Raw genomic sequence first — 13,898 nt, 5'->3', positions numbered from 1 at the left:
CTGCTGACTCTCAAAACGTATACTTTTCTGTTCACACCGGAAATTCCATATAAAAAGTGGTGCCAAGGCCCAAAACACTGGAAACGGAAATTTTGCCGCCATGACGTTCAATAATATTTTTTGCGATTGCCAGACCTAACCCTGTTCCCTCTGGCCTTTTTTCCGTACTTGCACCTCGGTAATAACGCTCAAAGAGATGCGCACATTCCTCCGTACTCATTCCTCCGCCGTTATCCCTCACCGAAATTTGGATGGAATCCTCCGTGTCCGCGACCCGCAGTGTAATTTCTGTATCTGCTCTGCCATGTACAAAGGCATTGACAATCAGGTTTCCAAAGGCTCTCTGAAAAAGCATCTGATCAAATGAATACCGTACCATCTGTTTTGCACACTCAAAATGAATGATGCGGTCTTCATATTCCGGGTCATTCAAAATATCAATTGCCAGCTCTCTTAAAAACCGGACGAGGTTCTGCTCTTGGCAGTTTAAGGGAAGCATTCCATTCTCCAACTGATAAGTCAGCTTTAAATCCTCTATAAGGGTTTCCATGTAGGAGACATTTTTCATCACAATCCCTGCATAGCGCCTGCACTGCTCTGCACTCTTACCGTCAGTTTCCAGCAGAATCTCCGCATATCCCTTAATAGGAGAAAGCGGCGTTTTCAAGTCATGGGTGATATTTGCAATCCACTCCTCCCTCATCTTTTCCGTCTGAGTCCTCAGTTGGTCACTGGTCCTGATCTGCGCGTCCAAAGTATTCAGGCTCTTGTAAAGGTCGTGGAATGCTCCCTGCTTCTGTATGGGAAGATAACTCCGGGATGCTATGTCTTCAATCGAAGCAGTCAGCTTCTTCATAGCTCTCGTTGTCATGAACCCATAGAGTACACCTGAACCTACGATAGCAAGAAGCAGTACCACAAATACAGCAAGCACCACGAGTTTTCCTCCGGCAAATTGCTCTCCATTCAGGTACATAGTAACCTTAGCAATGTTCACAGGAAAGTAGAGAATATATATATATTCTTTCCCGCCATTTGTGACTGTGCCTGCAAAGCCTGTAGTTTGTCCATCCTCTGACCGGACTCCCTGGCAGAGACTCAGTAAGTCTGATATGGAATACGTCACACCAGCCCCGGATGGCCGTTCATAAGAAAACACCTCCTTGCCAAGAGGAGATATAATCTGTAAGCCCAGATCATTTTCATGCAGCAGTGCAATCCCTGACTGCTTTACCTGCGGCGCATTGTCAATGAACACAATCTGTTCTCTGAAATTTTCAGTAAATACTTTTGGCCAGTCGCTTCTTGACCTTGTTCCATCCGGCTGCCGGACAGTAATCAGCATAAAGCTAAAGGCAACTGCTGCGATTACCGTTCCCAGCAAGGACAGGAAAAAAATTACATAAATATGAAATATGGTTCTATAACCTGATTTTCTCATTTACCAATCCTTTTCCTGAGCTTATAGCCCAAACCTTTCACTGTGATAAGCTGACGCGGATTTGAGGGAGTATCTTCTATCTTCTCCCGGAGATGTCGGATGTGAACCATGATGGTATTGTCACAGATGCTGCTGTACTCTCCCCAAACCTGCTCATAAAGCCGTTCTTTGCTAATAATCTTGTCCGCATTTTCCATAAGATAAGCAAGTAAGAGAAATTCTCTGCCAGTGAGTGATAATTCCCGCCCATTTTTAAAAGCCAGGCAGCTTCCCCTGTCAATGGTAAGAGGGCCCACACTCAAAGGTGCCTCCTCTTCAAAAGAGGCATACCTTTGATAGCTCTGGCGGCGAAGCTGGGCCTTAACCCGGAACACTACCTCACGGGGGCTGAAGGGTTTTGTAATGTAGTCATCACCGCCGCCGGAGAGTCCCAGAATCTTATCGAGATCATCATTTTTGGAGGATAAGAACAGTATAGAGCAGTAAGAAAAATCCCTTATTTTTTTGCAAACCTCCAGCCCATCAATGTCAGGAAGCATAATATCCAAAATCACAACATCCGGTTGGAAATCCAAACAAGCCTCCAGGGCTTCTGTCCCTGTGTATGCTTTCCTTATATTCAGAAACCCATCCCGCTGCAAAACCTCTTCCAACAAATCCACAATCTCTCTCTCATCATCCACCAATAAAATTCTGCTGTCTATGCTTTTCACCCGCTTTCTTTCATCTCAATTCACTCCCATTGAAAATACCGAATGGCGATACCTGTACAGAGAGCAGCAATCACAACCAATATTATAATCGGCGCAAGCACATTGTTTACATCGTATCCCAGTGAGGCTGCCTTTAGCAGTTTGATTCCCTGGGTCAGAGGCAGGAAATTGGCTATCCTCTGCAATGCTTCCGGCATAATCTCATAGGGCAGCGTAGCCCCTGAAAATATCAGCATTGGGAAATATAGGATACTGGCAATTACACCTGCTATCTTAGTGTTGGGGGCAATTCCGCCCACCATCATACCTATGCTGAAAATGGACACCAGAACCAGAAGATATCCTCCCAAAAAGTTTATTACTGATCCCCGGAACTGGTATCCAAAGAAAATCGCCGCCGCCAAATACAAAAGGAAAAGGGAGGCCAGTGCATAGAGAGTATAAATCACCACCTGCACAATAAGTATCATGGTAGGACTGACAGGGGTCACTTTATAGCGCTTCAGGATATTTCGGTTCCTGTAATCCGACACCACCAGAGGTAAGCCCATAACACCACCTGCACATATGGATATGGTTGTAAGCGCGCCAAAAGACTGTTCCAAAAAACTGTATTCTGCGCCTGGGATGGCCGGCTTATTCCCATATAGGATTCCTAGAATAACCAGCACTATAAGCGGAACGCAGATGGCGAAAATAAACATATCCATCCCTCTCAGTGACAATTTTAATTCTGTTTTCAGCATGGCTCTAAATGTTTTCATAGTCCTGTTCCTCCTCGTCTGTGTACCAAAGATAAGCATCCTCAAACTTGTCATAAGGGCTTTTTTCCACTGCCTCTGAGACGGTTCCATAATAAACAATTTTTCCCTTTTTTAGAATACAAATACAGTCACATAGGGTTTCTACCTCATCCATAAAATGGGAGGTCAGGAAAATAGTCAGTCCTTCCCCTTTGAGGTCTGAGAGTATTTTCCAGATTTCCCGGCGCGCTTTTGCGTCCAGGCCGTTAGAAAGCTCATCCAGAAATACGACTTCCGGGCTAGGAATCAACGCCAGGACAATAAATAAACGCTGCCTCTGTCCTCCGGATAATTCTTTCACAAGACTTTTTTTCTTGTCCGCAAGCCCAAATCTTTCAAGCAGCACAGAGGGGTTTGCAGCCCTTTGGTAGAGTGAGGCAGTTACTTCGCAGAGTTCACCCACTTTTATCTGATCCTGATAATTGCTCTCCTGAAACTGAACACCAATTCTCTCAAAAAGGTGTTTCCTGTCCTCTGCCGGGTCTTTACCTAAAATCGCAACCTTCCCTTTGTCAGCATTCTTGGTTCCCAAAATACACTCAATAGTAGTAGACTTCCCTGCGCCGTTTGCCCCAATCAATCCAAAGGCCGTACCGCGCTTCACCGATAGACTGATATGATCGACCGCCGCCAGACTGCCATAAGATTTCGAAAGCTGATCCACTTTAATTACTTCCTGCATATTATTACCTCCTTGTTTTTGTCAAAAACAAGGATATCACAGAGCACAACATTGGTGGCTAAGTGGAGGGTTTAAAATATTTCTCTCTCATGATCTTTAATTTACACATCACTTCGCACGCATTCCTCTCTGCTTTTGCCAAAGAGGTGAGCAGTTTATCGCAGACCGCGATGATTTCTGAACTTTCTCTGGGAGTATCTAGCGCCTTTTTTATATCCAACTGGGGATCTTCATCTAACTGGCTAAGCATAGACAAAATGGATTCCAATGAGTAATTTGCACATCTCAGTGAGCGGATTATTTTCAGCCTTTGTATATCTGCCCCCATGTATACTCTATATCCATTCTGCATGCGTTTCACACTCAGCAGACCGTTCATCTCCCAGTTTCTCAATGTATCCATAGAAATATTTAATTTCTCGGATACCTCTTTTCTCTTATAGGTCTGCGCGTCCTTTTGTGTATCTCCATTTAAGATCTGCTCCACAACGGCAATGGCCACCTTTGCATTCCCAATTTCCCGCCGAACTTGAGCCAAGTAATCCTCTGTGATATTCACAGCTCTATCATAGTCCCCGGCTGCAGATACTTTAACCATTTGTACCATTTTTTTCCTGAGCCCATTTTGTAGTACTTCTACCTGAAAGGCAAGCCTCGCAAGCTGAAAATGTTCCACATGGAGATCCGAAAAAATCCTGTAGCCATTGGGCTGACGCTGTGGTTTTGGGATGAGCTCTAACTCTTCATACAGCCGAACAGTATTTGGGTGTATGCCAATCATTGATGCAATTTCTGAAGTCTTGTATGTGGTCATTCATCACTCCTCCTATTAGTATAGCGCTACTTATGAAGTATAGCACAGGGCTGAGCTTGACGCAATTTCAAGAAGAGTAATCCATGATGGGAGAACCTTAATTATCCTTAATATCAGCCGATACACATTGACAAATATATCGCAGTGCTATATACTATAGGTATAATATCGCAGTTCGATATATCGTACTGAATAGTTTGGGGGGATTTTATGGATGCTCATATTCGGAAAGTGTATGTGCCAATGACTGAGACAGGTTTTTATATCCTGCTGTGTCTGCGGGAGGAATCGCATGGTTACAGTATTGTACAAAAAGTAGAGACGTTGACCCGGGGAGAACTTAGGATAAGTCCTGGCACCATGTATGGAAGCCTGTCTAAAATGGAAAGAGATGGGCTGATCCAGTTTGTGCGCGAGGAAGAGAAACGAAAAATTTATTGTATTACCGATTTAGGAACGCAAGTATTGGACTTGGAGATGCTGCGTATAGAACGTTTATATAAAAACATGATGGAGGTGCGCTAAAATGAACGACAGAAAAACAGTTTTAAGATTTTTCACGATTCCAGAATGGCAGAAAGAGCAGGATTTTTTAAGGAAACAGCATAAAAATGGCTGGAAGTTTACTGGGGTAAGCTCTATTGGATTCTATCATTTTGATAAATGTGAGCCAGAAGACGTTGTCTATCAATTAGACTACAATCCCAACGGCACAGCGCATAAGGGGGAGTACATCCAGATGTTCCATGACTGCGGCTGGAAATATATACAGGATTATGCAGGATACAGCTATTTCTGCAAACCCGTTTCTGAAATGAACGGTGAGGAAGAAATCTTCTGTGATAATGCATCCAGATTGGATATGATGAAACGGGTATTTCAGGGGCGTGTGATTCCTCTTATCTTCTTTTTCTTTCTTCTGATCTTACCAAATATATATCTGCAGGCTCATTTTAACAGACTGATAAATCAAATATTGTTGATTCTGTTTATGGGATTGTTTCTCCTGTATCTGGCTCTTTTTGCTTGGTTTGGATACCAATTCTGGAGATATTGGAAGTCACTGCAATAGATAGTTGTCTCGCTGATTGCTGCAATGGGGCTGTCGCAAAATGTAAATCACCAACAAGATATGTTTTCTGACTCACAAGTCAGTCCCAATATCTTGTATGAAAGATTCATTTTGCGACAGCCCCATTAATATCAAAATGCAGCGCGGAATGCCTCCACACATCTGGAAACAGCAATCGCTAATCCCTGTGGATTTTCCCACGCCATAGAGTGACCTGCCTGTTCCACGGTCTCAACATGTACACCCCGCTGCTTCATTACATCATAGTCTTCATCCGGCTATGAACGCTCACCGAATATAAATCCTTTCGGTACAGGCATGTATCAGTAAAATAGGAATATCGTTACCCGGAAAGTCCAGGTAGCGAAAACAGGAATCTGCCTCTCTAATATAATATTCATTCATGGTATATTTACCTTTTCCTTCTCTATTTATATATTTCGTCCATTCTCCAAGATTAAGTTTTTATACCAATATCCGGAATCCTTGATAACCCTCTTTTGTGTACCATAGTCCACAAATATCAGCCCAAAACGCTCTGCATATCCGCTCTGCCACTCAAAGTTATCCATAAGAGACCAGTGGAAATATCCGCGAATATCCGCTCCCTGCTCTGCACATTTCTTCAACTCCCGTAAGTAGCGGGTGAGAAAGTCTATTCTGTTAGGGTCATGTACCTGTCCGTCCACAGAGATTACATCATGACAGGAGAGACCATTTTCCGTAATATAAATGGGTTTTAGGTATCTCTCGTATAAAAATTTCGGCCCCCAGCACAGACATTCCGGGGTCACCGGCCAGTCCAGAGCCGTTTTAGGGAACCCGTCATAGTGCTTCACCACTTGGGGCGCTCCGTCTTCTCCCATGCGAATCCTGTTTCCGCTGTAAATATTCTGTCCATAAAAATCAATAGGCTGGGAAATCAATTTCATATCCTCTTTTGTAATTTTGGGAAGATATTTTTGATATTTCTTTAAGCCCTCTTCCGGGTACTCTCCAAAGAGCACCGGATCACTCCACCAGCGTACGTTTCCGGCCCAGCGGTCAAAAGCCTCCGGAAAGCTGAAAAAATGTTTCCTGGCAGCTTCGATATCCTCTGGCTTATCGCTGTCCGGAAAGCTCATACTTCCCGTTGGGGCGTACCCCACATAAATCTCCTGTTTCGCATATTCTTTTAGATTTTTTACAGCCATACCGTGGGCCTTCAGCACATTGTGGGCCATCTGAAAGGTATCCCTCACCGGCGCCTTCACTCCGGGCGCATGAATCCCGTCCAGATAGCCGAGTCCTATAAAGCACTGAGGTTCATTAAATGTAAAAAAATACTTTACTCTGTCCGAAAATCGTTCTGACACTAGACGAGCATATGCTCCGAACCAGTCTACTATCTCCTCATTGAGCCAGCCGCCCTTTTTGTACAGCTCGTAGGGAAGTTCCCAGTGATACAGAGTAATGAACGGCTCAATCCCACCCTCTAAAAGAGCATCGATGAGTTCACTATAAAATCGAATCCCCTTTTCGTTTGCTTTACCGGTACCATCCGGAAGAATCCGGCTCCAGTCAATAGAGAAGCGATAAGCCTTCAAACCCAGCTGTTTCATCAACTCCACGTCTTCCCGATATCTGTGGTAATGGTCACAGGCAACATCCCCTGTGTGTCCGCTAAACACCCTTCCCTCTTCCTGACAGAAAACATCCCATATGTTCAGACCCTTGCCATCCTCATAGGCAGCTCCCTCTATCTGATACGAAGAAGTTGCTGCATCCCACCAAAAATCTTTCCGAAATCCCATATACTCTGTTCCTCCTGCTTTTTATCTCGAATACGCCTCGGCGGGATTCTTTTTTACTCCCCACCTGCAGTCCACAATAACCGCCCATTGTCAAATATTGCCTCCAGCCTCTTTGTATCTTTAAGCCAGGACAGATAAGACCGAACGGTACTTCCAACTAATGCATATTGCTGAAAATTCATCACCAGGGAATAATCCAGGAATAGCCTCTGTAAAATCTGCTCAAAACAAACCGGTGTATTGCAGATGTGGACAATCTTTTCCGCAATTTCATTTACTTTATCAATGTTCATCTTGACAAGGGGTGCAATCTGTTCTGTGACTTCTGCATGGGAGGGCACAAAGAGAGACGCCTCCATCTCTTTTACCCTATGTAAGGTATCAAGATAGGAAGCGACATCATAAACAAATCCTATCTGATACTTCTCCAGGGTCTCCCTGCTGGATAGGCAATCCGCAAGATAAACCACGTTATCTGCAGTTCGAAACCCTGCCATCTCAAAAAAATGTCCGGGAAGAGAGATCATGCTCAATCCCTCCGGCAGATTCTCCCTCTGGAGATACTCGGCATCGCTCGGCTTTGCCATCAAGAATTTATGCCTCAACTCCTTTGGCGGAAAACCGCCGTATAAAAAGGCTGGTTCAAGGATAGGAGACCTCGTAAAGTCACATTCTATCCCGGGAGCAAAGATCTTGCAGCCTGTCTGCCCCTGCAGATACTGGTTTCCTCCAATATGATCCGCGTTTGAGTGGGTATTATAGATGGCTGCAAGATGCCAGTTGTTTTTGTCCAAAATCTGCCTAACTTTTCGTCCGGCATCTTTGTCACTTCCGCTGTCAATCAAGCATACTTCTGTCTCATTTAGCCTGAAAAGACCAATCTTTGCAGGACTTTCTATGTAGTAACTGCTGCTGCCAACCTGTTTTAGTTCATACATATCCATACCTCCATAATATACTCTACAGGTACAGTCTAACACAATTGCAGGGAAACTACCACACCATGTTCAGCAGCCAGGTTACTCTTCACACGTTCACAGTAACGAAGCCAGCCGTCACTTTATCACTCTTCTGTTGCGGTAATTGGCATAGAGAAGCAGAAGTCCGCAGACAGCGCCGAAAAAGAGGAATGCCTGTATCAAGGGTCCAAAATTATAGCTGCCCTCCTGCCAGAAATCGATAAAATCGCTGCTTATATAGCTCATTGGCAGGAATGAGGCAATTCCTTTCAGAAATTTGGGAAGCTGTTCTGTCTGGATTCCCATCATTCCACAGAGAAGCATGATACCAAAGTACAATAACATGCTGATTGAATAGGTGGGGCCAAACTTTTTCAAAATATTAGACAGTCCATGTGCAAACAAGAAGTACAATATTCCCAAAATATACAGGCAGACAATCAGGCAAATGGCAGACGCCAGCCTTGGAACCTGCAAATCTACGAAGAGATAGGAAACCACTGTATAAAAAATCAGTCCTGCTGTCAAAGTTATGGTCTGGGCAATCACTTTTGCAATCATGATACTGTTTGCACGGAATCCAAACAGCTGCAGCCGAATCGGTATCTCCTTCTCAAGCTCCTGTGAATAGTTGGCTGCGTGGCCCAATAGAATCACGGCCATAGGGATGACTAGGCTCATTGTGATAAACACAGCCGTATTTGACTCCTGAAGCATGGAGGCGGGAACCTGCTTTTTCAATGAGACGGTAATGATCATCAGCATCATAACAGGAAACACAATTCCAAAAAAGGCAATAAAGGGATTTCCAATCACATTTAATATCTCGTAGACAATCAGGCGTTTATTACATCTCTTAGCTTTCATTTTGCAGCTCCTCCTTCCCATAGTATGCAGCCTTTGCATTAGTGGACATGATCTCAATATCATTGTCACTTCTTTTGAAGTTCACATTTTTTTGCAGTAAGAGCAGGGACAATCTCTGCTCTGCGTCCAGATCCGGGCAGGAAACAGCCAAAAGATGATCCGGGGCCACCAATTTTTTGTATTCCCCAAGCAGCTCTTGATTGTCCCTGTTATTATCTACAATGATCACAGAGCGCCCGCAGTACTTTTGAAATAATTCCCCTTTACTGCCAAAGTCAATTACCTTCCCCTGGTCTAAAATCAGGATTTTTTCCGCCAGCATCTCCAGTTCCTCATAATAATGGGATACAATACACAGAGTGTTCGATCTCCCCTGGTACCAATCGGACAATCTCTCCATCAGTTTCTGCCTGGTTTCAAAATCCAACCCAGACGTCACCTCATCATAAAAAGTGAGAGGCGCATTCTGAAGCATCACCATGATAATTGTAAATCGCTGTTTTTGTCCCCCGGACAAATGTGTATAGCGCTTATGAAGACATTTTTCAAATTCAAAGTATTTGATCAGCTCCTGCAGCTCTCTGTTTTTCCGGATACTCGTATCCAGAATGGTTTCCATAATCGTTTTGACCGGCATCGTCGCGGCATAGTGGTTTGACTGCATATGGGCAGCGATCTGTTCCGGCCTCAGACTGGTCCGTATGCTTCCCTTATAATGCGTCAACCCTAAAACTGCTTTCACAAGCGTGGTTTTTCCAGCACCATTGGAACCGATAATACCTATCCGCTCACCCTCCCTGATTTCGATAGGGCGGTCAATCTGCAGTGCAATTTGGTTTCCATAACGAACCTGAAGATCTTTAATCGTCAGCAGCATATATCTCCTCTCCTTCTCTAAAAGAACCTTTGACCCCAACATCTTTTGATACCTATATCATATCAAATCCCTGTGAAGACCGTATGAAGATGACGTGCAGGTTCTTTGCAGCTATGCGCCTCCTTGATCTAAGCTCAGACGCGCCTCGACACCATCTTCCCGGTTCTTCAACACAATCTCCAAACCTAATAGCCTGGCATAATAAGATACCACATAGAGCCCCAGTCCTCTGCCTTTGTGGCTGGTGTCGCTGCTCACAAAGGGCTCATAGATATGTGGCAGCAGTCCCTCGTCAATATGTGCTCCAGTGTTATGAACCACCAGACACCTCTCAGACAGATGAATGTCAATTCTGCCGCCATCAGGAGTATAGGAGACTGCATTGGACACTAGATTGTCCAGAATCTTCCGCATAATCTCCATATCCGTCACAGTGTCCACGGATCTCTCCATATAGGAAAACTGCAGCTTTTTCTCCCCTGCCGGAATCCGATAATTCTCCAGGGCCTCTCTGACCATCAAGTTCATGTCCACCTGCTCTTTTCGAATATGATCTGCAGAGTGGTTCAGGTACAAAATATCCTCCACAATCTTCCGCATAGCAAGAAGCTGTGCTTTCACTTCCGGGAGATACTTATGCGTATCCTCATATTTTCCTATCTCAGAAATCATACCCTCTGTCAGCAATAGAGCTGCTGTTATAGGCGTTTTCAGCTGATGGGAGGATGCCCTCAAAAAGACCTCTTGCCGCTTATTTTCACTTGCCAGGGCCCGGTTCTTCTCTTCCAGTTCCCGGTACTGTCTCCTAAGCCTCTCATACAGCTCGTTTAGAACCGTACCCAGCTCACCAATCTCGTCCTTCTCATGAATTACAAAGGGTTCCAGTTCTGCATATCCTGCTTCCTTGACTTCCTCCGCATATCCTGCAAGCCGGATGATCGGGTTAACGATCCTTCGTGAAAACATCTGAGAGGCAATCAAAACAATCAAAAACACCACCGCAGTAATCATAGGCAGGCTGCCCAGTACAATGGAACGTATTTCCTTCATTTGGGGTGTTGTGACAGGAAGTACAGAGAAAATTAACGCATCCTCAGTCTTCCCGGCTGCAAAATATGTGGTATAGTCAATTTCTCCGTCATTCATACCACCTTCAAAAACCACCATAGAATCAGAGATTTGATGTATCTTTCCCTTTCTGCTTTCCAAGCCATTTATCTCTTCATCCAGCTCAATGTGAACGGACAAAAGCTCTGCGAACAGACCTGTATCCTCCTGCTGTAGCCGCTCTATAAACTTCTCAATATCCATGTCGGGCATCTCAATATCCGCAAAGCTTTCCGCTGATCTCGCCGCATCCCTCAGCTGGCAGACCATCTCCAGAAGTTCTTTATCATTTAACTCCACGGCAATACGAAATGCCTTTCCCGCCAGATAAATCTTATTTCCAACGTATGGTATCTCCACAGATGCAGAACCTGTAGGATTTTTTACCTGAAGGCCCTGGTAGCTTCTGTCCTTTACATACCCCTCCTGAACTTTTACTATGGAATCCAGGTTTTCCTGATTCATATATTCCACATACAGAGAGGGAAGCATAAACGAAAAATACAGAACAACAAATACAATTAATACCAACGAAATTAAAATACTGTAGCAGAATGTTTTTTTTGACAGGCCCATACCTTTCCTCCATTTTTTCTTTCAAACACAAGCCCAATCCGGACTTGCCTGTCCTTAGCGGCTGGCTGGTTCAAACTGATATCCAACACCAATGACCGTGCGAATGCAGTTTACGGGCAGCTTTTTTCTGAGATTTTTGACATGGGCATCTATGATTCGGTCGTTTCCAATATAATCCTCATTGAATATTTTGAGAATCAGCTGTTCTCTGGTAAAAACTCTCTTGGATTCCTCACATAAAGCCTGCAGCAGCAAAAATTCACTCAAGGTCAGATCCAGGGGCTCACCATTAAAAAATGCCTGATAGGACTCCTTTCGTATCACCAGTCCCAGCTCCTCCACCTGTGATTTTCGGGCTGCACGGCGCAGAATCGTCTCCATGCGCTTCAAAAGAATGATGGGCGACACAGGCTTAATCACATAATCATCTGCAAAGGCATTAAAAGCTTTCACCTGTGTCTGCTCATCTCCAAGAGCTGTCAGCATGATCACTCCCATGTCTGGAAAACGTTGACGGATATAAGCCAGTACCTCCAAGCCATTTTTCTTGGGAACCATAATGTCAAGCACTGCCATATCGTAAATGCTGCGCCCCAAGGCATCCACTGCCTCCTCCCCATCTGCTGTTTCCGTCACCTCATAATGCTGCATCTTCATATATTCAGCTAAGACCTCACGAATAGTTGGTTCATCCTCCATAAACAGTATTTTTTTCATGTGAACATCTCCTCCCCTTTTCTGCTTCTTATCGATCTGCCTGGTATTGTTAAAATTAAGTTACTGGTACGTTTATTTAAAATTATAACAAATTTTTATGAATTTGGTATGAAGATTCGGAAAGTAATCCTATATCAAAGATTCGGAATGAAAAGGCAGATCATGCACATAATAAAAAAGAAACCTGTACAGAAGTATTTCATATTTTTGCAAAGATGAATCTATTAGGAGGTAATTATGAACCAGAAAGAACCTAAATTTTATGCATGCGGCAGCTGTCATGTCGTCATTGAAGAAATCTGCGGAGACAAGGGAGAATTCTCCTGCTGTGACACACAGCTCAAAGAACTGACTGCAAACACCTCAGAAGGCGCTCAGGAAAAGCATCTGCCGGTAGTAGAACAGGAAGGCAACCGTGTTACCGTTAAGGTGGGCAGTGTCTTCCATCCCATGTCTCAGGAACACAGTATCGAATGGGTCTATCTGCAGACAGAAAAGGGATGTCAGAGAGTAAACTTAAGTGCAACCGATGAGCCTGTCGCCGTTTTTCTTCTGGCGGAGGGTGACCGTCCGGTGGCTGCATATGCCTACTGTAATCTGCACGGATTTTGGAAGACAGAGATTTAACTTCTATTGCAAAGTGTGTGTTTCGGCAGCGTATCTATTTTGGTGGAACACACACTTCTGCCCCCAGGGCTAATTCCCATCTTTTTTGCACCTATCTATGTTCTCTCCCACCCCTCCTCACCACTTTGGTTTTTTTGCATATATTGTTAGAGACTGAGCCTTTTTGTGCAAAAACAGGAGGATGAATCATATGTTTTTCAGATGTTCTAAAAACAAAAATCCCATGGAAAATTCCCTATCCGAAAACGATTTACAAACCGAATCCGCTGAGTACATAAGATCTTGCTGCCGTCCAAACTGCTGTCCCTGCGGCCCCACTGGACCCACTGGCCCTAGAGGGTGCCCAGGTCCCGCCGGACCTCCGGGAATAACTGGAGCTACCGGGGCTGCTGGGCCCGCTGGAGTTACCGGGCCTGTCGGACCCACTGGTGCTACCGGACCTGTCGGTTCGAATGGTGCTGCCGGGCCCACTGGACCGACTGGGCCTGCGGGTGCTACTGGCATTTCTGGATCTGCCGGACCCACTGGTGCTACCGGGCCCACTGGACCGACTGGGCCTGCGGGTGCTACTGGCATTTCTGGATCTGCCGGACCCACTGGTGCCACAGGGCCCACTGGTGCTACTGGGCCTACAGGATCGAATGGTGCTGCCGGGCCTACCGGTGCCACTGGGCCTGCCGGTTCGAATGGTGCTGCCGGGCCCACCGGTGCTACTGGGCCTGCCGGTTCGAATGGTGCTGCCGGGCCCACCGGTGCTACTGGGCCTACAGGATCGAATGGTGCTACCGGGCCTACTGGACCGACCGGGCCCACTGGGCCTGCAGGGGAGATTCCAGATGATATTTTTGCA

14 protein-coding genes are annotated in these 13,898 nt (G+C 45.1%); 3 read left to right on the top strand and 11 right to left on the bottom strand.

What is annotated here, in order from left to right; genetic code table 11:
* Positions 1-31: 31 nt before the first annotated feature.
* From AC0THY_RS13740 to AC0THY_RS13720, 5 genes are read right to left on the bottom strand one after another with little or no spacing between them, the layout of a single operon-like run.
* Complete coding sequence (locus AC0THY_RS13740) at positions 32-1,441, bottom strand: sensor histidine kinase (RefSeq protein WP_489991165.1); 1,410 nt, start codon at positions 1,439-1,441, stop codon at positions 32-34.
* Positions 1,438-2,145 (bottom strand): response regulator transcription factor, encoded by a 708-nt coding sequence (locus AC0THY_RS13735; protein WP_489994198.1) that lies wholly within the window; start codon positions 2,143-2,145, stop codon positions 1,438-1,440. Before AC0THY_RS13735 ends, AC0THY_RS13740 begins: the two co-directional genes overlap by 4 nt.
* 29 nt (positions 2,146-2,174) lie before the next feature.
* Positions 2,175-2,918: an ABC transporter permease gene (locus tag AC0THY_RS13730; RefSeq protein ID WP_489991164.1), complete on the bottom strand. Its 744-nt coding sequence runs from the start codon at positions 2,916-2,918 to the stop codon at positions 2,175-2,177.
* Entirely contained in the window at positions 2,905-3,639 is a 735-nt protein-coding gene (locus tag AC0THY_RS13725) for an ABC transporter ATP-binding protein (protein ID WP_489991163.1), read from the bottom strand. The genes AC0THY_RS13730 and AC0THY_RS13725 overlap by 14 nt, the downstream gene beginning before the upstream one ends.
* A 58-nt stretch (positions 3,640-3,697) precedes the next feature.
* Positions 3,698-4,453, bottom strand: coding sequence for a MerR family transcriptional regulator (locus AC0THY_RS13720; RefSeq protein ID WP_489991162.1), 756 nt, complete (start codon positions 4,451-4,453; stop codon positions 3,698-3,700).
* A gap of 210 nt (positions 4,454-4,663) precedes the next feature.
* Between AC0THY_RS13720 and AC0THY_RS13715 the strand changes: the two genes are divergently transcribed.
* Both AC0THY_RS13715 and AC0THY_RS13710 read left to right on the top strand, forming a co-directional pair.
* Entirely contained in the window at positions 4,664-4,978 is a 315-nt protein-coding gene (locus AC0THY_RS13715) for a PadR family transcriptional regulator (RefSeq protein WP_489991161.1), read from the top strand.
* Position 4,979: 1 nt separating this feature from the next.
* A complete protein-coding gene (locus AC0THY_RS13710) occupies positions 4,980-5,525 on the top strand; it encodes a DUF2812 domain-containing protein (RefSeq protein WP_489991160.1) in 546 nt (181 codons plus the stop codon).
* A gap of 431 nt (positions 5,526-5,956) precedes the next feature.
* Here AC0THY_RS13710 and AC0THY_RS13705 read toward each other — a convergent pair whose 3' ends face one another.
* From AC0THY_RS13705 to AC0THY_RS13680, 6 genes are all read right to left on the bottom strand, one after another.
* Positions 5,957-7,318 (bottom strand): GH1 family beta-glucosidase, encoded by a 1,362-nt coding sequence (locus AC0THY_RS13705; protein ID WP_489991159.1) that lies wholly within the window; start codon positions 7,316-7,318, stop codon positions 5,957-5,959.
* A 53-nt stretch (positions 7,319-7,371) separates the two neighbouring features.
* Positions 7,372-8,256 carry an MBL fold metallo-hydrolase gene (locus AC0THY_RS13700; RefSeq protein ID WP_489991158.1) on the bottom strand — a complete coding sequence of 295 codons (885 nt, stop codon included), beginning with the start codon at positions 8,254-8,256 and terminating at the stop codon, positions 7,372-7,374.
* A 117-nt stretch (positions 8,257-8,373) separates the two neighbouring features.
* Entirely contained in the window at positions 8,374-9,144 is a 771-nt protein-coding gene (locus AC0THY_RS13695) for an ABC transporter permease (RefSeq protein ID WP_489991157.1), read from the bottom strand.
* Positions 9,134-10,021: an ATP-binding cassette domain-containing protein gene (locus tag AC0THY_RS13690; RefSeq protein ID WP_489991156.1), complete on the bottom strand. Its 888-nt coding sequence runs from the start codon at positions 10,019-10,021 to the stop codon at positions 9,134-9,136. The genes AC0THY_RS13695 and AC0THY_RS13690 overlap by 11 nt, the downstream gene beginning before the upstream one ends.
* A 111-nt stretch (positions 10,022-10,132) precedes the next feature.
* A complete protein-coding gene (locus AC0THY_RS13685; RefSeq protein WP_489991155.1) occupies positions 10,133-11,704 on the bottom strand; it encodes a sensor histidine kinase in 1,572 nt (523 codons plus the stop codon).
* A 54-nt stretch (positions 11,705-11,758) separates the two neighbouring features.
* Complete coding sequence (locus AC0THY_RS13680; RefSeq protein ID WP_489991154.1) at positions 11,759-12,421, bottom strand: response regulator transcription factor; 663 nt, start codon at positions 12,419-12,421, stop codon at positions 11,759-11,761.
* A 237-nt stretch (positions 12,422-12,658) separates the two neighbouring features.
* Here AC0THY_RS13680 and AC0THY_RS13675 point away from each other — a divergent pair, with 237 nt between their 5' ends.
* The gene (locus AC0THY_RS13675; protein WP_489991153.1) at positions 12,659-13,048 is read left to right on the top strand and encodes a desulfoferrodoxin family protein; all 390 of its coding nucleotides are present in this window, start codon (positions 12,659-12,661) and stop codon (positions 13,046-13,048) included.
* Positions 13,049-13,898: the final 850 nt, after the last annotated feature.

The organism is Ruminococcus sp. 8Y-12, assembly GCF_058119865.1.
This window is presented reverse-complemented; position numbering and strand designations above follow the sequence as displayed.